Raw genomic sequence first — 23092 nt, 5'->3', positions numbered from 1 at the left:
TGTTCACTGTTCACTGTCAACCGTCAACTGTCAACATCACCTGACGGTGTAACCGGAAATGATATGAGTTGACCAAATTCGCCTGATAATTTAATCTAAATTTTCTCAAATTGAATTATTTTACAGTATTTTTGGGGAGCCTTATATTATTTAAATACTTGCTAAATTTAATTTGAGATGGGATAAATTTAAGTTATTTATGATAGATATAATAGAACTGATGATTTTTTGGAACACGGAAGCTATAAAATTACTGTTACATCAATCTAATTCAAATTTTTCAGGTATCAAGCATGACAGCAACTAGCCCGAAACCAACGTCAGCAACGCCAGCTTTTTGCGAAGGCATTCAATATTTTTCCGAGACGGTGGCTGGTTTTGAGACTTATGGGAAAGCACCTGCGATCGCCACCGGAAGCAAGTCGATCGCCGATGCAGCAGATCCCGCCGCCGTCTTTCAAACGATGCTCGCTGCTGACGCATTGCGCTACCTGACGCTGCAAGTAACAGCCAGCAAGGCATCGGGACATCCGGGGGGATTTGCTAGCCAAGCCGAGGCCTACGCGGCATTGGTGATGCTGGGACACAAGAATATTGTCACCGAAGTCGGGCATCACGCCCCCGGCTTTTACAGTGCCATGTTTCTCGATCGCTCTTTAGAAGACATGGAAATTGTCAACGTGCAGCAAATGCGCGACAAATTCCGAGAAAAAGACGGTTTGTTAGGACATCTTTCCGGCTTTATTCCAGGTCTTTTAGCACCAGCAGGTCCCCTCGGACAAGGACAGCATTTTGCCATGTCAGGAGCACTTTTGCACCCCGACAAACTGTTTGCTTTTACCATGGGCGACGGTGGCATGGGGGAACCCTATCCGATGAGCAGCATGGGACATTTTCACACTGCGTATCCACAGGCTACTAACTTTTTACCAGTATTAGTTTGGAACGGATATTCTCAAGAACATCATAGCATGGTTTCGACTAAAACCAATGCGGAAATGATTGCTTATTGGCAAGGAAATGGTTTTGAAGAAATCATCTTAATTGACGCTAAGGAATTTGACGATAAAAATCAACCGGAAGATTATGTTGACAGCACTGCTTTTTCCCTAGAACAGCGCATGGCATTTACCAAAGCTGTTTTGCAAGGAGTTGACAAAGCTGCAAAATCTGCTCTCGGTGGCAAACTAACTGTGTTTATCATCAAACAGTTGAAAGGTGCCGGCGTGCACGCCCGCGGCTCCAAATCTCACAACCTTTATCCCAAAGATACCCTAGATGCACCGCATATTGTCAGTGCTTTAAAAGAGCGGGCTTTGAGTGTAGAAGCTTGGCAATTGGTGCGGACAAATGCTGAACGCGCCGGTGGCGGGCCAGCAGCAAAAACTGTGGTAACAGAGTTTGAATTACCATTGGCAGATTTAGGTGAATTGCCTTTAGAGGAATTTGCTGTGGGTGGAGAAGCGAAGGTTTCGACAACTGCCATGGGACGTTTGGTAGGGAAAGTCGGCGAGCGCGATCGCACTTTTGTTGTCACCAATGCAGATGGCAACGAAGCATCTGGAATTGCCAACATCAACCAAGCCCTGAAAATCATTCACCCAACCACAGATGACCTCTACAATCAAGGGCCAAAGGGACAAGTTTACGAACCTTTGAGCGAAGATGCTTGTGCAGGTTTAGCCGTAGGTTTGTCGCTATTCGGCGCGCGGAGTTTGTGGTGTTCTTACGAATCTTTTGCTATCAACGGTTTACCAATTTGGCAAACTGTTACTCAAGCAATGGCCGAATTGCGTCGTCCAACTCCAGCTACTGTCACCTTATTTACAGCAGGTGCTTTAGAACAAGGCCGCAATGGTTGGACGCACCAACGCCCGGAAATTGAGGCTTATTTTGCCGCCATGATGCGGAATGGGAATGTGTTTCCTTTGTTTCCACCAGATGCTAACAGTATTCAAGCTTGTTACGATTGGGCTTTGACTGCGAAGAATAAGGGAATTGTGATTACTGCTAGCAAGTCGCCGCTACCAATTCGGACTACTTTTGCCCAGACTCGCCAAGGTTTGGAAGATGGTGCTATTGTGTTGCAAGAAATCGAACCCCCCCAAACCCCCCTTAATCAAGGGGGGGGTAAGAAAGTTGTATTTGCTGTCATTGGCGATATGAGTTTGATTCCGGTGTTTGAAGCAGCGGCATCTTTGGAAAAATCAGGTGTTGGTTCGCGGATTGTTTCTATTATTAATCCTCGGCGTTTGTATCGTCCAACTGATGTTGCTTGGGATACTTGTTCGGCTCCTGACGGCGGCTTTTTGAGCGATGACAAATTTGCCGAAATGTTTGGCGGAGATGCCTTGATTGGTGTCATAGGCGGCGCTTCTGGGATGTTGGAGCCTGTGATGCTCCGCAGCAATTGTCCGCGCGATACTTTCGCTTGGAAGCGCGGGGAAACGACTGCTAGTGCTGGTGAGTTGATGGCGTTTAATGGGTTGACTGCTGATGCTTTGACTAAAAGGGCGATCGCATTAGTTGATTAAGCTAGAATCTGAGAGAATGCCCCTGCCTGGTTTTTGCTAGGTAGGGTCTATTGCGTGTTTTTAAACCCGGAGATCCCCCCCGACCCAGGGCTGTTTCATTCTCAGGTAAATCATCGTTTTGTAGGGGCGGTGCCCCCGTGCCCGCCCTCCCCGTCCACGATTTTGTAAGTGTTTCAGAGATTGGGGCAGCCACGGGGGGCGGCCCCTACAAGAGAATGAAACAGCCCTGCCCCCCGGCCCCCCTTAAAAAGGGGGGAGAATGAGCATCAAAGTCCCCCTTTTTAAGGGGGATTTAGGGGGATCTAAATCTAATTAGAAAAGCAAGAAGACACGGGCTAGTAATATTTAAAATAGGATGGTGATACCTGTGACTGCAAAAGTTTTAGAAGAAATAGGTACGCTTGGGGAACAGCGATTACTTCTCCCCGGTTATTATAGTTGGGAGCAATTTGAGGCGATCGAATCTTTGATGGCAGACTCTCCTGGTTTTCGGAAAAATTAGGGGCGATCGCTATGATTTTTGGTAGAGCGATCGCGCTTCACTAAAGTCACATTAACAGCCGATAAATCTTAGGTTGACGGAGGACACCCAATCTATGCAAGAGCAGCCTTCGCTCTTAAACTCAGCACTTCCAGGGAGGTGTTCCGGGAGGACACATAGGTCGTTGAGTTGGTTGCGGACGAGGTTGTATAGTTGGTTGTGGATTTGGTGAGGGTCGATTGTATTGGCGATCGGGTTGATTTTCCGATGACAAATACTTTCTCGAATCTACCCACGCAGCCCCATATCCAATATTATTACTATTGTAGGCAATCCACATATAGCCATTCTCACCCCAACCAGGACCCCAGGAATTTTTGATCAACCACGCCTTTTTGTTATCATCCCACCCAACTAGGGTGACAGCATGGTTAACATTCTGTGATACGTTTTCATTAAAAACTCCACCTGTGTAGTTTGTAAACAACTCAGTCACAGTTACCGCTACAGCTAAAGAACCATGTTCGCACACAGCCTGTTTTAGATTCGAGACGCTCGGAATCTCTGTATCATCTCGTACCACATTCCAAGTTTCAGCTTGAAATTTTAAATTGTTACCAATAGATGGACAAGGTAAATCACTTCCTTGGTAGGGTATCGATTGTTCAAGTGCCAAACCTTCTTTAGTCATAAGTTCAAACGCAGAGTGATACCATCCCCCTCCACAACCATAACTTCCGGGTTTGCTACAATTGAGAACTTGCTGTTCTGAGCCATCTGCAATGTTCTGTACCTGCTGATAAGTTACATTATTGTGGAACAGCGCACTCGACTCAAAAGCTGAAACAGCCGCAAAAGCCCAGCAACTACCGCAAGCCCCTTGATTGCGGACCGGAGTAACTTTATCTAAGCTGCGCCAGTCAAAAGCACTAGCATTGGCAGAACAAACAGACGATCTTTGGCCAGGGCTACGGGGAAGTGAGCGCAGGAGGCGTGAAGATGACAGATTTTGCTGACGTGCTCGCCCTAGCCAGTTTTGCGGAGGTCTCGTTGCTGCTAATTGATTAAGAGGTCGATTTGAAGCGGGATTATTACCTACTGTAAAGGTAGGATTTATACCTCTAGAACGCATTTTGTTTAGTTCTTGTTGCAGTCGCGATTGACTAACCTGAGACATTTTATTATCCAAATTAGAACGATCAAGAGACCAATTAGCAATAGAGGAAAATTGCCAAGTACCCAAAATCATTAACACTGCAAGGAAGAGGAGAAGAAATTTTTGGTTGCGTTTCATAACACCCTAGTTAAGAATTTGTACATTGAGTTTATAGGTATTTAAAGGAGGTTGCTCCTTTTCCCAAGGACGGTTGTAATGGAACTCTAAAAGGCTGGAACCCAGAGATTGTCCCTGAAAACAGAAAACCTTGTATTGATTCCCAGTCTGTTCTAAGACTGGGTTCCCCAAGGATGCAAGTTTTTCAGAATTATTCTTAACTACTTGCCAAGTATAGTTATTCCCTGGAGCGAGTGCTAATCGAACAATTAAAGTATTGCCGACTGTTGCTCTAACTTGACTATTATTGTCTGAGTCAGTTAGCCTAATAAGTCCATTCCTTGTGTTCGTTTGTACATAAATGCGATAGTTTTTTTCTGGAAGACTATTGTTTAATCTTTGAGGTCTGTATTGAAGTTCCAGCAAACTAGAACCCGGAGAGTTTACCTGAAAACGTAATATTTGATAAGCTGTACTTCCAGGCTTTGAATCCGTTGATTTTTCGACAGAACTTTCCAAAAGTTTAAGCTTATTTTGACTGTTTACTGGTAATTTCCAACTATAACCTGTAGCAGGATTAGTAGCTAAACGAACTACCAAGATGTCACCTGAATTTAAGTTCACCTCCTTGTTATTGTCTGAATCATTCACACCAACACTTACAGGACTGCTGGACATTTGTACATTCAGCCGATAGGTTTTGTTAGAGGGGGTATTATTTTGCCCTCTAGGCTGATTATGAAGCTCTAGTACACTGGAGCCAGCAGACTTTACCTGGAAGTGAAATACTTGATAAATTGTACTATTTGGCTGCGGTTTTATTGCAGGTTCTAAAACAGGATTTCCCAGTAGCTTAAGTTGGTTTTTATTACTTTCAGCTAACTGCCAACCGTAACCCGTGCCTGGATTGCTAGCTAACCGAACAAATAGCATCTGACTTTGTTTCAAAGTTACTATTTGACCGTTATTTTCATCGGTCATAGTGACGCTACTAGAGGTATTTAAGCTAGAATCACAGACTGTATTTGTATTAGATTCAGCAGCAACTATCTGATTAGCTTGCCAAGAGTAGTCAGTCGAATTTAATGCTAATCCTAAGCTAGTGGTAATAGAAATAATTCCGAGCAAAAAAGATAGCTCTTTCATGACTAAATGCCTCAATTAATATACCGCATCTATTAACCTGTAAGGTTTTGAGTGGTTGGTTTTCCCGGAGATACTTTTATCTCCAACATATTGACTCGTCTTTGGTTACTACCATTACAAGTAACTGTATCACTGTTTATCATGGAAAATGCTTGATTATTTACACAAAAATATTGTTGTCCCTTACCCCAATTACCATCACTATCTTCTGCATAAAAGTAAACTATACCCTGATATTCCTCTCCTATGGCAACAGTTCGACATGAGTCAGGTTTAATTGAAAACCATCCCCTTGTAACCCATCCATTATTTCCTGAATTTTTAGCAAATACAAACTGTACTTCTTTTTTTGAATTTTGTTGATTACATAATTCTAGATAAGTAACGCTGGGGGCTGTTAAACCTAAAAGTAGCATATCATTTAAAAACGAATTTATGGAAACTCCTCTCTGATATAAGCTGAGCCTTTCTACACCAAACCCTCCCCTTTCAATTCCATGAATTCCAACTAATTTACCATTGTAGTCAAAAATTGGAGCACCACTCATACCATTTTCAACTTGAGCATCTCTATAGACTAAGCCGTAACCTTCATTTGATAATAGGAGTCTATTATCTACAAATTTACCAGCAGTGAAGTGAGGTAATGATTTTGAACTAGGCCAACCGTAAATGTAAATAGTATCTTTTGCGGTCAATTTATCAGAATCACCCCAACTAGGTATTTTATAATTTTGTGTTGTACGCAACGTTAGCAAAGCTAAATCTGTACTATTCATTTCGATTACTTCAGCATTGGTTATATCCCGCTCAATACCATCAGGAGTGACTATTTTGTATTTCTTGCTAGATGTTGCAATGTGCTTGGCTGTTAAGATATAGTAAGTGTTAGCCTCTTTAGTTTTTTTACCTACAATTACTCCCGTTCCAGATTTAAGGAATTTTCCGTGCTTTAAAGGATCGGGAGTCTTAATTAAAACTGTTACTTCTCTAGCAATATTTTCAATTTCACTCCTCGGCATAGTAGTCCCCATTAAAGGCGAAATAACTACACCCATCATGCTTATAAATAAAAGTAATACAAATTTGATTATATACCTGTTCATTCAATTACTATCCTGTGATTAATACACTTATTTTAAAGTGCTTTGTTACGATTTAATTTAGTGTAAAATTCAATGGGGATTGCCCAGCTATATTGGTATTCTGGATTTGTGTCGGAATCAATGCTCCATCCACTATTGATGTAGTTGTGCCTGCTATTAACTCCTACAATTTTTCCTTGACTGTTCAGTAGTGGTCCACCAATCATTCCCTCTTGAATCTGGCTAGTTAATCCTAGGTGTCTAACTCCACTAGCAGCATTGCCTAAAACTTTGATTTGACCATTGGTGAATTTAAATTTATCTCGTGTCCGAGACAAATCTGGTTCCCAAAGATATCCAGCGGCGAAAACTTCTTTCTCTTCAATCAAAGAAGATGAATCTCCAAGAGAGGCGACTTGATAGTTATTATTGCTAAAAAACTCTAGTTCTACTAATCTGTTACCATCGGTTCCTACTAATCTCCTAGACCGTTCGGCATTATAGATTTGATTGTCATTGGTCTGAATTTGATAGGAGTTTGACTCCAAAGTTCGCTCATAAGTCAAAACACTATAAATTTGCCCTTTCTTTTCAGATTCTCTGCGAATTAAAACTCCTGATTTTTGGGAATCTCCTATTAGCACTCTGACTGTAATTTGTCGAGCTAGCTCTTCTAACCTTGATATTGGCTCTTGGGAAGCAAGAGGTCTAGAGGAATTGTCTGGAACAATATTCGGATCAGAAGTAGTAGCCGTTTGTTGCGGTCGTTGATCCTCAATTTCCGATCGGGGGGTAGTTAAGGTGGCAATGTTGATGCCTTGCGATCGCGCTAATGGCACAACTGCTTCTATCGGGATTGCCCAACTAGAACGAATGACTAAATCTCGCGATTCTCTAAATTCGCGAACGAGGGAACCATCTTTGCCCGTATACAAAATGTTTCCACCGGCGATCGGGTTACTGTTCTTGCCATTAACCCCAACTACTTGGCCTTCAAGGTTGAGCAGTGGCCCTCCGCTCATACCTTTGCGAATGTCTAGAAAGTAACCTATACGATAGCCACGCCTCATCGGTTTCTCAATTACAAGCGAAATTTCTCCTGTATCAGTACAGACAAATTCTGGCGGTTTAGGTATGCCTGTTGTCACCGGAAATCCGGCAGCTAAAACTCGATCTTTCTTTTGAGCAGATAAAGCTAAACCAGGCGCTAGTTTAGCAATTTCGTAGTTGTCATTCTTACTTAAAAACTGTAATATTCCTATATCGTCGCCTGTTTTTGGCTCATCAAATCTAGCGATTAATCTGGCTTTATAGATGGCTCCGTCAGCAGTCTTAATTTCATAGGATGAACCTTGAGGGATAACGTGACCGTTAGTAACAACTTTATAAACAAAGCCTTGTTTGTTATCGGCTGGCTTCTTGTGGATTAAAAATCCTGAGCCTAGCGGCTTCCTATCGGCTGATAAAATCACCACTGTTATGGAACGTGCTATCTCACACAACCTGTTTCTTTGCAGAGTTGGCTGGTGTTGTGTTAAATTACCTGAAGAAACAGATTTAGCAAGACTGTCGCTACAGCTTGGTAGCTGTATTTGTAAGGCTATAAAAAAAATGCTAAGGCTGGCAAAAGTTTTACATGAGTAAAAGTTCATAAAATTAATAATTGCCGCTTAGATAAAGTTGACTTTAAGTTAGCCTAATAGCTATTTTATTAGGCATTGTAATTTTGTCTCTCGTTTGTAGAGGGCCGACTGGAAGCCGACCCGCCAGAGGTTAACTTGCTTTTTTCTGACAGTTAGGATTTGACCGATTTTGAATGAAACTTTTTACGTCAATATACACTTTTCCAGCGTTTCTTGAAGCTTCGGAGACACCGCAATTATTCCGATAAGGACCTGAAAAGTTAAATATTTGCTCAATCGCATCGTTGGCATTTCGACGAGGTGGGAGCGTGAATAATACCCGACCTTCGCAAGTGCCACCTTGAGTAGGAGCAGCGCAAACAGTATCGTAGCCTCTGATTCGCTCAGTAGTGATGAAATCTAGAGTTCCGTCCTCGTAGTATTGCTGGAACCTTTGAGAAACTATCTGACAGCGCTTTTCTGGTGTAAATTCTGAACCAAAACCGGGATAAACCCAGACAATTAGCGGAACTTCTCCTTTTGTAGCTGTCTTCACAATTGTAGCTGGTTCACCATTGCTTGTACCGCAGTAGAAGCCAACTCCGGTGTTATTTTGGGCGCGACTGGGTGGAGTAAGGGTAGTTACAGTACCAACTGCTAGTAGGACGATGGCAATAGACTTTTGAAATAACGGGCTTTTCATGCTTTTTTATTTTCTGTATGTGATAGTTGATTCTGCTATTTAATTACCTTGATAAAAGTATTATACTCAAACCGCTCTTTTGTCTAGGCTAAAATGTTTAATTTTGTTGGTAATTTTGTTGGCTATTCCAACTCACCTTGTGTTAAAAAAATATAAAATGTTGAAAAATGCCAGATAATGTTGGAAAATGTTAGGTATAATACGAAAAATTCCAACATCCACGATGCTGCATGAATCTTAAAGAAGTGTTAAAAATGGCTGACGAGATGGTGTTTGCCAAAACCGGTCAGCATCTCGATAACTTACAAGAGGCAATTCTGCAAGGAACCATGCAAGGTGAGAAATACACCAAAATTGCCCAGGAAATTCACTGTAACGAGAGTTATGTTCGGCAAGTTGGTTCGCAATTATGGCAGATTATTTCAAACGAGTTGGGAGAAGATGTTAATAAAACAAATTTTCGAGCGGCAATTAAGAGGTTCCAAATCTCTAATGTTTCAAACTTTGCGCAAGACGTTGTAGCCATCGGTAATTTTAACATCTGTGGAGAACCTAGACACCCGCCAACACACCCACCAAATAAAGAAACTCCACATCAAGATTTAAGCGAGATGCCAGAATTAGGTGCTTTTTACGATCGCACTTCCCAACTCCAAACCCTCACAACCTGGATTCTACAACAACACAGCCGCCTCATCACCCTCACCGGCATCAGCGGCATCGGCAAAACATCCCTAGCAGTACAACTCGTACAACAAATCAAAGACGAGTTTGAGTACGCAGCTTGGTACACCCTAGACGAATTTCCCACTATAGATAAATTTCAATCTAACCTAATACAGCTTTTTTCCAATCCAGAAAAACCAGATTTCTCCCCAACCAACCAGAAACGCTTACCGCTAATTAAATATTTACAAAAATACCGCTCTTTAATAATCTTAGATGACGTTCACAATCTTTTCAGTAGCGGCGAATTTGCAGGAAAGTATAAACCTGAATGCGAAGAATATCGCTCTTTATTCAAACAAATAGAAAAATTATCCCATCAAAGTTGCTTGCTGCTAATCGGTTGGGAACAACCCAGAGAAGTGACTCAAGTTAAAAACCAAAATACTCCCATTCGTACTTTACAACTCAAAGGTTTAGACATCGCAGCCGGACGGGAAATACTCAGAGATTATGGGTTAGCAGAAAGCGACAACAGTGAAACACTCATTCATCGCTACCAAGGCAATCCGTTATGGTTAAAAAGCGTGGCGAGTCTGATTCAAGAATTGGGAGGAGGTGTGACAGATTTATTACCAAATGATACCATATTGTTGCCGGAAGATTTGAAAGATGTTTTACACCAGCAGTTCGATCGCCTATCGGAACTAGAAAAACAAGTAATCTGCTTGTTGGCGAAAGAAAGCCAGCCGGTCGATCGGGCAAAATTACTTGAAAATGACATAATTCCGGTGTCAGATTTGGCAAATGCGCTGCAATCTCTATCGCGGCGCTGCTGGATTGAAAAACAAGAAAACTTTTACACTTTGTCACCTATAATGAAGCAATATATTAAAACTCGATTATCGCACTTAACAAAGATCGACAATGAATAAACTTTTCAAACAACACCGCTTGTCAACTCTTGTTTCATCAAATTCGGCAACAATGCCAAAACATCCAAATACCACCACCAACGCTGAGGTGTAATCTCCTCAAATTTGCGCTTCTGGGTTAAATCCACAAATCTCGACAACTCCTCATAAAACTCCCTTGCTTGTTCAACTAACCGTCGATCGGCATTTGCCAATAAACCCTTCTCTTCGTCACTCAGTTGAGATTCCACTTTTGCCAACTCATCTCTAAGTTGCAACATTTCTAAATGTTCAGCCCCACTCACATCAGGAAATTCAACCATTACACAATAGTTTTTTACCAAAATATTCATAACAAATCCTTAATTAAACCTACATAAATAAACATTGAATTAGCCAGGTAGCTTTCCGGTTCCTTTGGAGGAAAAGCCGTTTCTAAAACTCCATCCAAGCCCATCATTACCAGCCATATGGTGTTGTTTAAACTGCTGGTAACTGTGGGATAAAACGTTTTTCCGTAGACGTACATATAAACTTTAGCGTCAGCATCCCTAACAATAAAACTGATAACTCCATTATATTCTTCAAGGGTCGCGTCCGGCTCTAAATGGCCTAAATTAATCCTTTTGAGTAAATGAGACATTGCTTTTCCAGGTTTCCAGAGAATTCCGTCTCTCACCCGCTCAATTGCCTGCACAACCTCTAATTGCCTACCTTCATCAAAAATCAACTTTAACCTTATACCAATTTAATGGGTTGTTGCATATATCTCGATCCCCCTAAATCCCTCTTAAGAAGGGGGACTTTGAGAAGAATCTTGTCCCCCCCTTATTAAGGGGGGCTAGGGCGTGTTTTCAAACTCTCCAATCAGATCCCGATCCCCCTAAATCCCCCTTAAGAAGGGGGACTTTGAGAAGAATCTTGTCCCCCCCTTAGTAGGGGCGGTGCCCCCGTGCCCGCCCTCTTGGCTAGGGGGGATCGGATTCTATGCAGCCTCATAAAAAATTGGTATTACCGGATCAAAACTGAACTGCAAACAAACATATCATAACCTATTGGGCATGCCCAAACAAATTACAAAACCTAAGTTCGATCGCCTTTCGGAACTAGAAAAACAAGTAATTTCCTTGTTGGCCAAAGAAAGCCAGCCAGTCGATCGCATAAAATTACTTGAAAATGACATAATTCCGGCTTCAGATTTGGTAAATGCGCTGCAATCTCTATCGCGGCGCTGCTGGATAGAACAACAAGGAAGTAGTTACACTGTGCCGCCTGTGTTGAAGCAATATGCGATCGCCTTGATGTAATTGATACAACCATTGCGTGCATTCTATGCTACACTAGGACTGAGCAGTGATAAGGACATATAAATCAAGTGGAAATCACGGGCTTTATCTGGCTAGAGGATATCGTTGAAAAACTAGCTCGAAAACATTCTGTTAGCCCACAAGAAGTTAGAGAAGTCTTTGAGAACTTTGCAGTTTTCCGCTTTGTCGAAAAAGGGCATCGTCCGGGTGAAAATGTTTACGCTGCTTTGGGACAAACTGATGCCGGACGCTACTTGATTGTTTTCTTTGTTTATAAAGAAGATAGGCAAGCATTAATTTTATCTGCACGGGACATGACAAATGCTGAACGAAGAAAATACCAGAAAACGTAAAAGTGCTATCTCAGAAGCTGAATCTTATCAGCAAATAGGTGAGTTTTGGGACGATCGCGATCTGGCAGATTATTGGGAGGAAACTGATGCTGCTGAGTTTTCAGTAAATCTTCAATCTGAGATCATATATTATCGTGTTGAAGTAACTTTATCAGAGCAAATTCGTTCCATTGCTAAACGTCAAGGTGTTTCTCCAGAAACGCTTTTAAATTTGTGGGTGCAGGAGAAACTTAGCAAAGAAATAGCGTGAAGGGACAACAATGAGTTGTAACCAAAATCTAAAATCTAAAATCTAAAATCCAAAATCAGATCGCCCTTTTCTTCAAGCTATTCTAGAAACATACTTCATTCTCGATCGCATTATGGTTGCCTTACCCGATCGCCTATCGATGAGCCCAGAAGAATACCTGGCTTGGGAACCCACCCAAGAGGAACGTTACGAATATTGGGATGGCGAAGTTGTCGCGATAGGAGGCGAAACCCGCAATCATAATCGGATTTGCATCAACTTCTTCAAGCTATTAGACGATCGCCTGAATCTCCCCTACGAGATTTACATCTTAGCTGTGAAACTACAGGCAGAACTAGGGCAAAAATATTTTTATCCTGATGTTGTGGTAACTTGCGACGATCGCGATAACGATCCACAATTAGTGCAATTTCCTTCCTTGATTATCGAAGTTTTATCGCCTTCCACCGAAGCAGTAGATCGCGGTATTAAATTTGCGAAATATCGCCAATTTTCAACACTGCAAGAGTATGTCTTGGTGCAAGTTGAACAGCCAGGAGTAGAGATGTTTCGGCGCAATCAACAGGGGCAATGGGTTCTCTCTGAGTATGGTTTGGGCGATTCCTTGCAACTTGAATCGGTGAATTTAGAAATTGCGATCGCCGATTTATATCGCCAAGTACAATTTTCTTAATAATTTAAAGCCCAAGGGATTTGATATTAATTGTCCTAGGGAGTTTTCATTATTTGAACGAACCGCGAAGACGCGAAGAGCGCGAAGAAAGAACAGTACCTTCTTCTTTCCCCCCTTGGGGGCAGGGGGGTTCTTCCTTCGCGTGCCTCGCGGTTGATTTAATCTTACTCCAGATTCGTAAACAACCCGGTTTCTGAGCCTTTATCGTCAGTCCTATTTAAACAAACTGACCAGTTGTAGTCGATCGCAGGCGACGAATTCCAATCACCGAGGGCATGGGGGAACGACGCGAATCATTGGAGATATTACTCGGCCACAAACTGCCGCGAGAAACAGTGCGAGTCTGATTGAAAACAGCACCGTTCAAATCCAACATTTCAATTTGTCGGCTGAGTACAGTACCATCATCGATCGGGCAATCTTCCCCTGGATGCTGCACCGCAACTACCAGCGTATCTCCGATAAAAGTTGGTCCAGTGATTTCGCATCGGTTCGGTCCGTAAGCAAAGGGAATTACACTTCCTGCATTCGGGCCGTTCGTTGGAATGTAAAACAGCCAATTGTTGCCGAAAACACCAGTAAATTCTGATGTATTACCAGTCTTCTTGTGGTCGATCGCAGCGGGTTTTCCAGCAGCGCCAACATCAAAACCGTTGTGTGTGCTAGTAGACATATCAGTGACACCCCAAATGTTGCCTTGAGTGTCAAAATCCAAATTGTCTACACTAGCAAATCCTGCGCCAGCTTGGGCACCCGCTTCTCCACCTTGAGCAAAACGCTGCCAGCGGAATGTCGAACCCGCACCGTCGGAACTATCTTCAATTATCTTGTAAATTCCTCCCGATTGCTGACCGCTGTTGAGGGCGGCAGTGTATTTCGCAACATTAAAAATGCGGGAATCTGGATAACCATCGCTTCCGGGTGCGCCATCAGTATAAGCAATGAAAACTTCCTTAGTAGTAGGATGAATTTCCAAATCTTCAGGCCGCGCTGTCGGAGTACCACCAATCAAATTAGCTGCTAAAAAAGCATCAACTAAAACCGCACCTTGGCTGGTGTAGAAATTAGCCAAAGTTTTATTTTTGTAGCCGGGAAGTGCGGTTGCTTCATTAGTTGTATCGACTACAAAAGAACCGCCGTCCTCGGTTTGACCGGCAATTCCGGCACGTTTGGGTAAACGAGTATTGGCATCTCTTTGAGCTTTGCCAAAACTTGCTAATTCGGCTTCGCCCATTTTTTTGGGACTTACTGGATTGGTTTGGGAATTGATTGTCAGCGGCAGCCATCTTCCCGCACCGTTGCGATTGTATTGGGCGACGTATAAAGTGCCGTCTTCAAACAAGCGGCTGTTGTTTTTATCTGCGGGATTGGTGACAGTACCGTTGCTGACAAATTTCCAGGTGTGTCCGCCGCGGCGATCGTCTCCCATGTACACTACTAACTTGCGGCCTGCTTCGGCGCGAATTGCGACGTTTTCGTGGCGGAAACGGCCTAACCAGGTGTGTTTGCGGGGACGGAAATTCGGATCTAGGGGATCGACTTCTACCATCCAGCCGTATTTTTCGCCGACTAAGCCGAATTCCTCGCCCGTAGTCCCCTTGGCGTAGCCAGTTTGGCTACCGTTGGGTTTGACGTTTTCCTGAACTCCGACGAAAAATGCTTCGCTACCTTGGAAATTTTCTTCGGCGGAGAGGATTGTACCCCAAGGGGTTGTGCCGCCGGAACAGTTGTAGGCTGTACCGATGATCCGGTTTCCCAGCCCGTCGCTGTTGACTTGGGCGAAAACTTGGGTGGCTGCCGGGCCGGTACCTGTAAGATAGTTGTTGTCGCCTTGTCTGGTTCCCCAGGATGTGACATCTTTGTATTGGTCGGCACGCTGGCTGTTGATTCCGAGGCCGGAAAGTCCGTGGATACGTCGGTTGAGGGGGTCGCGGGCGATCGCCTGAAATCTGCCGTTAGCTTGTTTGGTAATGCGGACGATCGAACCACCCATATTGTACAAAAATTCGCCCAGGGTAGCGCGATTCTTTACCGATAAGTCTATACCGATGACGGCGCGATCGGTTGCGGGAAATGATGCCACATCTGAGGGAGTATCCGGCGCCACTTTCGACATCGGAAAACCTACATACTCGTGATTAACCCAGAGATAGCCGTCGTCATTGCTACCGCGAAGGCCTACAAAACCGGTATAGTCGTTGTTGTAACCAAAATAGTCTGATGAATCGGGAAAAACGCGATCGCCCCAGCGGAGAATCACATATCGTTCGTATTCTGGTGGCACAACCACATCGTCAACAACACTGTAACTCCTTAATTTAGTATCCTGCGAAGCAGCCATCACAGTTCCTTGTCCGTTTAAGCCGGTCGGCATAAAACTGGACAATTCTTGATAAACTGGCAGCGGGTGAGGAAGTCTTACCGGAGTGAAAGATAGCGGACTGAATGCAGCTTCGGCCGAAGTGGAATTGATGCCGAATAGTGTGTCAGTTAGTTGAGGTGCAAGGACAGTAGTAGCTGCACTGCTACCAAAAAAAATTAGCAGTTGTCGGCGAGTTATTTTAGACATAAATTCCTGTTCAACCCAACATCCCTAATCTGATGATTCTGTAGGAGATTTTATCGCGGTTATATTAAGGACAGTTAACCTGAAGGTTAATTAAAGTAAAATTATGTTTTGGTTAATGATTGGTTATTTCTTATTTGTTACCCATGCCCAATGTCGTATTAGTCATCTCGAAAGCCTGGATCGTTTTGTCGGTCGGCCGGTCGGCTGGGTGCAGGTACGTTAATAGTTTGCGAAGGCCCAGAATTTGAGGATGAGATATTGCCCTCTCTAAATCCCAAGAGGTATTTAGCATCAGCAAAATATCTAGTCCACTGTTCGATTCTGGAATCTTTCTGCCACTGGTTGCGAGATACTCTCGATCGCAAAACAGGAACCATTCGTCTGCTGCGATCCGCTGTAACTATAATCGTCACCTGTGTCAATCCGGGATTGTTTTGAAATTCTTGGGCGATGGACTCCTTCGCTAAATCTTCCGCCTGCTGCACTAAATTGGCAAAAGATTGACTATCATCGGAATTTACGGTAAGATAGCTCTCCTTAGTTTCACCAAAGGCGATCGATGTACTTGATGTCAAATTAATAGTGACTAGAATCAAGGCAGACAAAAGGAGACGGTAACAACTCATTAATTTCAAAATTAAACACTGATACTTATCAAGTATAATCAACAAACATTAAGCATAAATTAAGCTAAAATTAAAACAATTTGTGACCGAACCATCGAGACTTATTCATCTCTCTTATCTCCCTCTGCGTTCTCTGTGTTCTCTGCGGTTAAAATATTCCAATTCAACTTCCAATGCAATCAACAAAATGTGCCATCGCCCTCGGTAGCAACCTAGGGGACTCCCTGACAATTCTCAAAAGCGCGATCGAAACTCTAAACAACACCCCAGAAATAGAAGTAAAATCTCATTCAAGCTGGTATCAAACAGCCCCTGTCGGGCCACCACAACCCGATTACATCAACGCCTGTGCCATCCTAGAAGTTACCCTAGAACCACAACAACTGCTAGCCAAGTTACTAGAAATAGAAATAAAATTTAATCGAATTCGCCAAGAAAAATGGGGACCCAGAACCCTCGATCTGGATTTGCTGTTATATGATAATTTAGTCCTAGAAACTCCCACGCTGACTCTGCCTCACCCCCGAATGACCGAAAGAGCATTTGTATTAGTGCCTTTGGCAGAAATTGCCCCGGATTGGGTGCATCCGGTGACAGGAAGTGCGATCGGACAAATGGTCAAAACGGCAGATTTTTCGGGAATAGAAAAAATGATAGTCTAGAAAACACACAAAACTAATTATCACTTCTCAATTCCCAATTTCCCATGCCCATGCAACCGGATTTGATATGATGTCATAAATCAGTGTACTCTCAAACTATTCATTTGTTGCTTATGTCGAGCGATCGAGAACTACCCAAAATCCTGAAACAACGCCTGTTTTACCAAGGACGCAAATTTAATTTTGACGTAGCCACTCTCCGGCTTCCCAACGGTGCCGAAGGCGAATGGGAATGTATTCGCCACCCAGGCGGAGCCCTAGCAGTACCAGTAACCCCCGAAGGTAAACTTGTCTTGGTGCGACAATATCGTTTTGCGGCTCAAGGGCGAATTTTAGAATTTCCCGCTGGTACCATAGAAATTAATGAAAACCCCGCCGAAACCATTAAACGCGAAATCGAAGAAGAAACAGGATATCGCGCGGGTAAATGGCAAAAATTAGGGGAATTTTTGCTAGCCCCCGGTTATTCAGATGAAATCATTTATGCTTTTTTAGCCCTAGATTTGAAAAAACTGGACAAGCCACCAGCACAAGACGATGATGAAGACATGGAAACCGTTTTATTCACTCCTGAAGAATTAGAAAAAGCGATTTTATCTGGGGAACCAATTGATGCAAAATCTATTTCTAGCTTCTTCCTAGCCCGTCCTTTTTTAAATTAAAATGATTTGCTGACAATCTCCCGGATTGAGCCGTGGAGGTTGTTCTCACACCTAAAATCTAAAATCTAAAATCTAAAATCGAATGTCTGATCTAATTTTATTTTGGCATCGCCGAGATTTGCGTATTTGTGATAACATCGGACTAGCAGCAGCAAGGCAACAAAGCCCGAAAGTAGTAGGTCTCTTCTGTCTAGATCGCCATCTCCTCAATCTAGATGACGTAGCGCCCGCCAGAGTCACATACATGATGGGATGTTTACAAAAACTTCAGCAAAGTTACGCCGAATCTGGCAGTCAATTACTGATAATTCAAGATCAACCTAGTGAAGCCATCCCCAGATTAGCCACAGCTATAAATGCCAAAGCAGTATTTTGGAACTGGGATGTGGAACCCTATGCAAAAAAACGTGATTTGGCAGTATCAAATGCCCTAGCACAAATAGGAATTCAAGTCAAAAATTTTTGGGATCAACTACTGCACGCCCCGGAGGAACTTCGTACAGGCACGGGAAATCCCTATACTGTTTATACACCATTTTGGAAAAAATGGAACAGCCTACCCAAAACCCAACCAGTAGAGACACTGCCCATCATTTCTTTAGAAGAAATGACAGGATTAACCGCAGCAGAAGCAGAAATTGCACGCCAAGCCGGTGCAATGGAAATATTGCCCAGCGCCAGAGATTTGGGCTTTATTTGGGAAAATCCATTGTTAATAGAACCTGGAGAAAATGCAGCGCAAGAAAAATTGGAAGAATTTTGTGATTTGGCAATTTACGAATATCAAGACCAACGTAATTTTCCCATAATTAATGGCACATCCCAACTCAGCCCTGCTCTCAAATTTGGTGCCATCGGCATTCGCACAGTTTGGCAAGCTACCCAGAGATTAATGGATAATTGCCCCAACGAAGAAGGGCAGAAAAATATCCGCACTTGGCAACAGGAATTAGCGTGGCGAGAATTTTATCAACACGCGATGTATAATTTTCCTGAATTAGCAGATGGGCCCTACCGTCAACCCTTCAAAGACTTTCCTTGGGAAAATGATGAAAAACTTTTTCAAGCCTGGTGTAGAGGCAAAACTGGCTATCCGATTGTAGATGCGGCAATGCGGCAGTTGAATCAGACTGGTTGGATGCACAATCGGTGCCGGATGATAGTCGCTAGTTTCCTCACTAAAGATTTAATTATTAACTGGCAGTGGGGGGAAAAATACTTTATGCAAAAATTGATAGATGGCGACCTTTCTGCTAATAATGGTGGCTGGCAGTGGAGTGCATCGAGTGGTATGGACCCGAAGCCTTTACGCATATTTAATCCCGCGAGTCAAGCTCAAAAATTTGACCGGGAAGGTGAATATATTCGGCACTGGGTTCCTGAATTGCGCAGAGTAGATACGAAACTTTTGCTAAGCGGAAATATTTTGCCCTTAGAACGCAAATTTCTTCCTTATCCCGATCGCATCGTAGATCATAATGAGCAGCAGCGGAAGTTTAAGCAACTTTATCAACAGCAAAAAATAGTTGAATAGTTATTGGTTGTTGGTTAGGGGTTAAAAGTCAACCAGGCCCGCTTCCCAATTCCCATTACAAACAAGTTATCATAAACTTAAATAAATCGGAGGTTGAAATGGTAACTCTGCAATTAAGACAAATTAGTATACCCCCTGGACATAGAGTCTTGTTCCATGATATCAACTGGCAGGAATTTGAAGCAATTTTAGATGAGTTGGGAGAACACCGTGCCTCTAGAATAGCTTACAGTCAAGGAAGTTTGGAGATTAGGATGCCACTACCAGAACACGAATTTAATAAAGAAATTATTGGCGATATGGTCAAGATTCTACTCGAAGAACTCGAACTCGATCGAGAATGTTTTGGTTCGACTACTTTCAAGCGCAAGAGTATGTTGCAGGGAATTGAGCCTGACAACTGTTTTTATATTCAGAATTATGCTCGAATGATTGGTAAAAAGCGCGTTGATTTAACTATCGATCCGCCACCGGATTTGGCAATTGAAGTGGATCTAACTTCCAAGACTCAATTAGATGCTTACGAGGCGCTGGGAGTACCGGAGATTTGGCGGTATGAAAATAATCAGCTTGAAATTAATGTGCTTGAAGATGGGAAATATGTGGGATCTGAAATTAGTTTAATATTTCCCAATTTGCCAATAGTTGAAGCTATTTCTCAATATTGCGAACAAAGTCAAACGGTGGGTACGAGTCAAACTCTCAGATTGTTTCGTAAGTGGGTGAGGGAACAAATCATGCATTGAGGACTTAAGTTATGACTACAAACCTGACTGTTTCTCGATGCCCTATGCCCAATTACAAATATTGATCTAAAGTCCAGTTGTTTTTTTTAGTTTCGTTTTTTCTGAGAAATAGAGAGAGAATAGGGGTGTTGACCTTGAGCCCGATCGCCCACAAAAATAGTATAGGTTCCCTTATCCCCATAACCGGAAAATTCTACCGTTGTCGCAGCCGCATTGGCCGGTAGGACGCAGAAACGCCCCCTGGGCCCTTGAATTATCAAACTCGGAGCTCCTGCGGTTTGAACTGCAATCTGCCAGTGAGGTAAATCTTGGGTTACTTCGATGACGTGGTTTGGCCCTGGGGTGACAAAACCGCAATCGCCACTATTGTTGGGGCCACCGGAAACTCCAGACATATTCAGCGGTTCGGGAAATCCCGGAGCAATTTGTAACGGTTGGCTCCTCACAGTGCCGGCAGCAGCTAAAATCATTGCCAAGGTTAAAGTGGCGATCGACCTTAACCTCGGTCTGGCGCGATCGCACGGATAGTGTATCTTCATATTTATCCTTATTGATCCCAACACAATAGCGGAAGTTTCCACTTCTTTGAGGGTAGAGGACGATCGGCGATTCCGAACACGCTCTTGTGACTGTTATCAATGTGACCGTACTAGAATGACAAAGGTACAGTTAAAGTAACTCCCCAATTTTTTTTTATGAATTATCAAAATAATTTCAACTGGCAGCAAGCATTCGGAGAACTAAAAGCTAGACTAGACCGATCGCCACTAATTAAAATTAATTTAGACAACTACCCCGCCGTCCAAACCTACTACAATCAGTTTCTCCATAAATTTCAAAGCCTCCCCAAACTAGGTCAAGTAGCAGTCTTTGGCGTAGGGGCGATAATTCTCCTGACAGTCTTCAATACAGTTGTACAGCTAATTTCTGCCCTGATGACCCTTGCCCTTCTGGGAGTGCTAGTCTACATAGCGTATAAATTGATAATTACTCCAGATTCCTCAAATACTAACGACAATTAATAGGAAATTTTGAATATGGCTAGCCCCACCGCCCCCAGTGGCATTAATCAACCCGATCCGTCTTGGCCCTCACAATCCAAGCAAATGCCACTGCTGGTGCGCAGGTGTGGCGCTTGGGTAGTTGAAATTTCCTTAGTCGCAGCTAGTGCCCTAGTTCCCTTCAGTATCGGGGCCTTGGTGAATCGGGATGCTCAAACAGTGCCACTCAACTCCTCAATAGCAGCAGCCTCTGAGACAGTTTCCCGTACTTTAGGGATTCCTGTGCGCGATCGCAACCCCAGAGTCGCACCCCTGACTAATCTATTCTGGTCCGCGGCGCTGATGGCACCAGCGGTTCTGGCAGCCTGGGAACTGTTTTTACTCGCCAGAACCGGTCAAACTCTGCCTAAACGCTGGTTTGGGGTGAAAGTTGTCACAGCTTCGGGTACTCCTCCGGGTTTGGTGCGAGTCCTGATTCGGGAAAGTTTGGGACGCTGGGGAGTGCCTCTGGGTGTCGCTTACGGCTTGTGGCGCTTGAGTGGTGCTTTTCCAGATTTGATCATTTTAGGGGGGCTTGGTGGCTTGGCAATACTGGTAGATGGGGCTTTTGCTTTTCGCCACCACGGAAAAACTGGACACGATCGCCTCGCGAATACTTTGGTCGTCAATGCTCAATCCAACGAATCATCTATCACTCCGGTGAAAAGTCAAGATTGGACTGAGGAAGATGCCCAGATTGCCGCTTTGGTCTTGACTCCCGAAACACAGACCACAGAAAATGACAGTTTGTGGCACTGGATTCGCCAACATCCGGGGGCGACTTTAGTGATTGCTACCATTGGTACTGCGGGATTGATTTTCACTCTGTTTATTGGCACTCAAGTCTATATTCAAAGTCAAGCAAATTTACGAGATTCTCGGCAGCGAAATGACGAAATATTTTTAGCTTTAGTTAATAAATTATCTCCTAATTCTGGTAACGGGACCTCCGGGCGGCGATCGGCAATTTTAGCCTTGGGAACAGTGGAAGACTCCCGCGCCGTACCGCTGCTAACCGATTTACTAGCTCAAGAAGACAATCGCACTATGCTAGATGCGATCCAGCAAGCTTTAGTCAGTACCGGACCTTCATCTTTGCCTTACTTGCAGCGGTTAAACCAAGCTTTTAGCAACGACCTCGATTCCCTCCGCTACGGCGGTAAGACCCAGGAACGGGAGTTAGCCGCAGTCCGTCAGCGCACAGTACAAAGGGCGATCGGCAAAATTCTCACAGTGTATAGCAGCCAGCTCAACGGCGTAGATTTGAGTCGCACTGATTTAAGCCAAAGTGCGGCCGGTCCTGGTCAATTTACATTAGTATTAGACAAAGTTGACTTGTCTGGAATTAAGCTAAAAAATGCTAGTCTAACCAATGCCAGCTTGCAGGGAACTCGCTTCTATGGCACCGGAGAAGACAGGCGACCAGGTACATTTGACGATTGGATTTCTGACTTGAGTGGAGCCAATTTTGAAGGGGCAAATTTGACCGGAGCATTTTTGAATAGTGCTGTAATGAATCGCACTAGCTTTGTGCGCGCTGTCTTGAACAAAGCTAATTTTTCCAATGGCAATTTGAATTCAGCTAATTTTAGCAGTGCTATTTTAATCGGGACAAATTTGCAGCAAGCTATGTTAAAAGATGCTAGTTTTACTGGTGCAGATATCGGGAGTGCGAATTTTTATGGAGCGAATTTATCAGGTGCGCGTTTGGGGAAAGTTAAGGCTCAAGGCGCTCAATTGTCCTTGACCAATTTAGAAAAATCAGAATGGCAAGGTGCTAATTTATCCGGTGCAGATTTGAACGGTGCCAACTTGCAAAAAGCTGATTTGAGTTCAACTAAACTCACAAACGCTAATTTAAAAGATACAAGATTGCAAAATGCTAACTTGCGGAATGCGGACGTGAGTTTGGCTGATTTTAGGGGCGCGAATGTAGCCGGAGCGAATTTTAAAGGTGCGGTGTTTATAGGGAAAGATACTTCGGATCAATTTATTCAAAGTCCTGGGGGTGCTAAATCGGGTAGATTGCAAGGAGTTGATTTTGGTGATGCTAAAAATTTAGAGCAAAGTCAAATTGCTTATATTTGTTTGCAGGGTGGCCTTCATCCGAAATGCCCGCAGAAATAACAAAATAGAGTAGGGGCTCTTGGCCCCGTGGTTGCCCCCGCTTATGCTGGGGTGGGCACAGGGGCACTACCCCTACAAATCCTCATGAATGATTTAGGATTGCTATAAAACCCCAACTT

General features: G+C 43.5%; 23 protein-coding genes. 13 read left to right on the top strand and 10 right to left on the bottom strand.

The window, feature by feature from the left end:
* The first annotated feature begins 293 nt into the window (after positions 1-293).
* Together AAFP14_RS11490 and AAFP14_RS11485 are read left to right on the top strand one after the other, a co-directional pair.
* Positions 294-2534, top strand: coding sequence for a phosphoketolase family protein (locus AAFP14_RS11490; protein WP_341732397.1), 2241 nt, complete (start codon positions 294-296; stop codon positions 2532-2534).
* Positions 2535-2901: 367 nt separating this feature from the next.
* Positions 2902-3036, top strand: coding sequence for a hypothetical protein (locus AAFP14_RS11485; protein WP_341732396.1), 135 nt, complete (start codon positions 2902-2904; stop codon positions 3034-3036).
* Between the two features lie 121 nt (positions 3037-3157).
* Here AAFP14_RS11485 and AAFP14_RS11480 read toward each other — a convergent pair whose 3' ends face one another.
* The 5 genes from AAFP14_RS11480 to AAFP14_RS11460 form a co-directional block, all read right to left on the bottom strand.
* The gene (locus AAFP14_RS11480) at positions 3158-4192 is read right to left on the bottom strand and encodes a C1 family peptidase (protein WP_341732395.1); all 1035 of its coding nucleotides are present in this window, start codon (positions 4190-4192) and stop codon (positions 3158-3160) included.
* 123 nt (positions 4193-4315) lie between these two features.
* Positions 4316-5434, bottom strand: coding sequence for a protease inhibitor I42 family protein (locus tag AAFP14_RS11475; RefSeq protein WP_341732394.1), 1119 nt, complete (start codon positions 5432-5434; stop codon positions 4316-4318).
* A gap of 32 nt (positions 5435-5466) precedes the next feature.
* A complete protein-coding gene (locus AAFP14_RS11470) occupies positions 5467-6495 on the bottom strand; it encodes a trypsin-like peptidase domain-containing protein (RefSeq protein WP_341732393.1) in 1029 nt (342 codons plus the stop codon).
* 77 nt (positions 6496-6572) lie between these two features.
* Positions 6573-8171, bottom strand: coding sequence for a S1 family peptidase (locus AAFP14_RS11465; RefSeq protein ID WP_341732392.1), 1599 nt, complete (start codon positions 8169-8171; stop codon positions 6573-6575).
* 121 nt (positions 8172-8292) lie between these two features.
* Entirely contained in the window at positions 8293-8844 is a 552-nt protein-coding gene (locus AAFP14_RS11460) for a COP23 domain-containing protein (protein WP_341732391.1), read from the bottom strand.
* Between the two features lie 230 nt (positions 8845-9074).
* On the opposite strand from AAFP14_RS11460, the gene AAFP14_RS11455 reads away from it, so the two are divergent.
* Positions 9075-10445: a helix-turn-helix domain-containing protein gene (locus AAFP14_RS11455; protein ID WP_341732390.1), complete on the top strand. Its 1371-nt coding sequence runs from the start codon at positions 9075-9077 to the stop codon at positions 10443-10445.
* A gap of 5 nt (positions 10446-10450) precedes the next feature.
* On the opposite strand, the gene AAFP14_RS11450 is transcribed toward AAFP14_RS11455, so the two are convergent.
* Both AAFP14_RS11450 and AAFP14_RS11445 read right to left on the bottom strand, forming a co-directional pair.
* Positions 10451-10777: a hypothetical protein gene (locus AAFP14_RS11450; RefSeq protein WP_341732389.1), complete on the bottom strand. Its 327-nt coding sequence runs from the start codon at positions 10775-10777 to the stop codon at positions 10451-10453.
* Entirely contained in the window at positions 10774-11121 is a 348-nt protein-coding gene (locus AAFP14_RS11445) for a hypothetical protein (protein ID WP_341732388.1), read from the bottom strand. Before AAFP14_RS11445 ends, AAFP14_RS11450 begins: the two co-directional genes overlap by 4 nt.
* 364 nt (positions 11122-11485) lie before the next feature.
* Between AAFP14_RS11445 and AAFP14_RS11440 the strand changes: the two genes are divergently transcribed.
* From AAFP14_RS11440 to AAFP14_RS11425, 4 genes are all read left to right on the top strand, one after another.
* Positions 11486-11731, top strand: coding sequence for a hypothetical protein (locus tag AAFP14_RS11440; protein WP_341732387.1), 246 nt, complete (start codon positions 11486-11488; stop codon positions 11729-11731).
* A 68-nt stretch (positions 11732-11799) separates the two neighbouring features.
* Positions 11800-12084: a BrnT family toxin gene (locus AAFP14_RS11435; RefSeq protein WP_341732386.1), complete on the top strand. Its 285-nt coding sequence runs from the start codon at positions 11800-11802 to the stop codon at positions 12082-12084.
* Positions 12053-12334, top strand: a complete 282-nt coding sequence (locus AAFP14_RS11430) for a CopG family antitoxin (RefSeq protein WP_340524553.1) — start codon at positions 12053-12055, stop codon at positions 12332-12334. Before AAFP14_RS11435 ends, AAFP14_RS11430 begins: the two co-directional genes overlap by 32 nt.
* 112 nt (positions 12335-12446) lie before the next feature.
* Positions 12447-13007, top strand: coding sequence for a Uma2 family endonuclease (locus AAFP14_RS11425; RefSeq protein WP_341732385.1), 561 nt, complete (start codon positions 12447-12449; stop codon positions 13005-13007).
* Positions 13008-13224: 217 nt separating this feature from the next.
* Here the strand turns inward: AAFP14_RS11425 and AAFP14_RS11420 are convergent, their stop codons facing one another.
* On the bottom strand, positions 13225-15576 hold the full coding sequence (locus tag AAFP14_RS11420; RefSeq protein ID WP_341732384.1) for a PhoX family protein: 2352 nt from the start codon (positions 15574-15576) through the stop codon (positions 13225-13227).
* 158 nt (positions 15577-15734) lie between these two features.
* The gene (locus tag AAFP14_RS11415; protein WP_341732383.1) at positions 15735-16202 is read right to left on the bottom strand and encodes a hypothetical protein; all 468 of its coding nucleotides are present in this window, start codon (positions 16200-16202) and stop codon (positions 15735-15737) included.
* A gap of 173 nt (positions 16203-16375) precedes the next feature.
* On the opposite strand from AAFP14_RS11415, the gene folK reads away from it, so the two are divergent.
* From folK to AAFP14_RS11395, 4 genes are all read left to right on the top strand, one after another.
* Complete coding sequence (gene folK, locus AAFP14_RS11410; RefSeq protein WP_341732382.1) at positions 16376-16864, top strand: 2-amino-4-hydroxy-6-hydroxymethyldihydropteridine diphosphokinase; 489 nt, start codon at positions 16376-16378, stop codon at positions 16862-16864.
* Positions 16865-16977: 113 nt separating this feature from the next.
* Entirely contained in the window at positions 16978-17526 is a 549-nt protein-coding gene (locus tag AAFP14_RS11405; RefSeq protein ID WP_341732501.1) for an NUDIX hydrolase, read from the top strand.
* Positions 17527-17608: 82 nt separating this feature from the next.
* Positions 17609-19060 (top strand): FAD-binding domain-containing protein, encoded by a 1452-nt coding sequence (locus AAFP14_RS11400; protein ID WP_341732381.1) that lies wholly within the window; start codon positions 17609-17611, stop codon positions 19058-19060.
* Positions 19061-19158: 98 nt separating this feature from the next.
* On the top strand, positions 19159-19806 hold the full coding sequence (locus AAFP14_RS11395) for a Uma2 family endonuclease (protein ID WP_341732380.1): 648 nt from the start codon (positions 19159-19161) through the stop codon (positions 19804-19806).
* Positions 19807-19892: 86 nt separating this feature from the next.
* Here AAFP14_RS11395 and AAFP14_RS11390 read toward each other — a convergent pair whose 3' ends face one another.
* Positions 19893-20345, bottom strand: coding sequence for a hypothetical protein (locus AAFP14_RS11390; protein WP_341732379.1), 453 nt, complete (start codon positions 20343-20345; stop codon positions 19893-19895).
* Positions 20346-20501: 156 nt separating this feature from the next.
* On the opposite strand from AAFP14_RS11390, the gene AAFP14_RS11385 reads away from it, so the two are divergent.
* Both AAFP14_RS11385 and AAFP14_RS11380 read left to right on the top strand, forming a co-directional pair.
* A complete protein-coding gene (locus AAFP14_RS11385; RefSeq protein WP_341732378.1) occupies positions 20502-20828 on the top strand; it encodes a hypothetical protein in 327 nt (108 codons plus the stop codon).
* 15 nt (positions 20829-20843) lie between these two features.
* Positions 20844-22973, top strand: coding sequence for a pentapeptide repeat-containing protein (locus tag AAFP14_RS11380; RefSeq protein ID WP_341732377.1), 2130 nt, complete (start codon positions 20844-20846; stop codon positions 22971-22973).
* Positions 22974-23092: the final 119 nt, after the last annotated feature.

Source organism: Microcoleus sp. EPA2 (assembly GCA_020882975.1).
Lineage (GTDB): Bacteria > Cyanobacteriota > Cyanobacteriia > Cyanobacteriales > Microcoleaceae > Microcoleus.
The sequence above is the reverse complement of the archived record's forward strand: the minus strand, read 5'-3'. Positions and strand labels throughout refer to the sequence as shown.

Coding starts and splice junctions, on each gene's coding strand:
- AAFP14_RS11490 (WP_341732397.1), top strand. CDS start 294: ATGACAGCAACTAGCCCGAAACCAACGTCAGCAACGCCAGCTTTTTGC.
- AAFP14_RS11480 (WP_341732395.1), bottom strand. CDS start 4,192: ATGTCTCAGGTTAGTCAATCGCGACTGCAACAAGAACTAAACAAAATG.
- AAFP14_RS11475 (WP_341732394.1), bottom strand. CDS start 5,434: ATGAAAGAGCTATCTTTTTTGCTCGGAATTATTTCTATTACCACTAGC.
- AAFP14_RS11470 (WP_341732393.1), bottom strand. CDS start 6,495: ATGATGGGTGTAGTTATTTCGCCTTTAATGGGGACTACTATGCCGAGG.
- AAFP14_RS11465 (WP_341732392.1), bottom strand. CDS start 8,171: ATGAACTTTTACTCATGTAAAACTTTTGCCAGCCTTAGCATTTTTTTT.
- AAFP14_RS11460 (WP_341732391.1), bottom strand. CDS start 8,844: ATGAAAAGCCCGTTATTTCAAAAGTCTATTGCCATCGTCCTACTAGCA.
- AAFP14_RS11455 (WP_341732390.1), top strand. CDS start 9,075: ATGAATCTTAAAGAAGTGTTAAAAATGGCTGACGAGATGGTGTTTGCC.
- AAFP14_RS11450 (WP_341732389.1), bottom strand. CDS start 10,777: ATGAATATTTTGGTAAAAAACTATTGTGTAATGGTTGAATTTCCTGAT.
- AAFP14_RS11440 (WP_341732387.1), top strand. CDS start 11,486: ATGCCCAAACAAATTACAAAACCTAAGTTCGATCGCCTTTCGGAACTA.
- AAFP14_RS11430 (WP_340524553.1), top strand. CDS start 12,053: ATGCTGAACGAAGAAAATACCAGAAAACGTAAAAGTGCTATCTCAGAA.
- AAFP14_RS11425 (WP_341732385.1), top strand. CDS start 12,447: ATGGTTGCCTTACCCGATCGCCTATCGATGAGCCCAGAAGAATACCTG.
- AAFP14_RS11420 (WP_341732384.1), bottom strand. CDS start 15,576: ATGTCTAAAATAACTCGCCGACAACTGCTAATTTTTTTTGGTAGCAGT.
- AAFP14_RS11415 (WP_341732383.1), bottom strand. CDS start 16,202: ATGAGTTGTTACCGTCTCCTTTTGTCTGCCTTGATTCTAGTCACTATT.
- folK (WP_341732382.1), top strand. CDS start 16,376: ATGCAATCAACAAAATGTGCCATCGCCCTCGGTAGCAACCTAGGGGAC.
- AAFP14_RS11405 (WP_341732501.1), top strand. CDS start 16,978: ATGTCGAGCGATCGAGAACTACCCAAAATCCTGAAACAACGCCTGTTT.
- AAFP14_RS11400 (WP_341732381.1), top strand. CDS start 17,609: ATGTCTGATCTAATTTTATTTTGGCATCGCCGAGATTTGCGTATTTGT.
- AAFP14_RS11395 (WP_341732380.1), top strand. CDS start 19,159: ATGGTAACTCTGCAATTAAGACAAATTAGTATACCCCCTGGACATAGA.
- AAFP14_RS11390 (WP_341732379.1), bottom strand. CDS start 20,345: ATGAAGATACACTATCCGTGCGATCGCGCCAGACCGAGGTTAAGGTCG.
- AAFP14_RS11385 (WP_341732378.1), top strand. CDS start 20,502: ATGAATTATCAAAATAATTTCAACTGGCAGCAAGCATTCGGAGAACTA.
- AAFP14_RS11380 (WP_341732377.1), top strand. CDS start 20,844: ATGGCTAGCCCCACCGCCCCCAGTGGCATTAATCAACCCGATCCGTCT.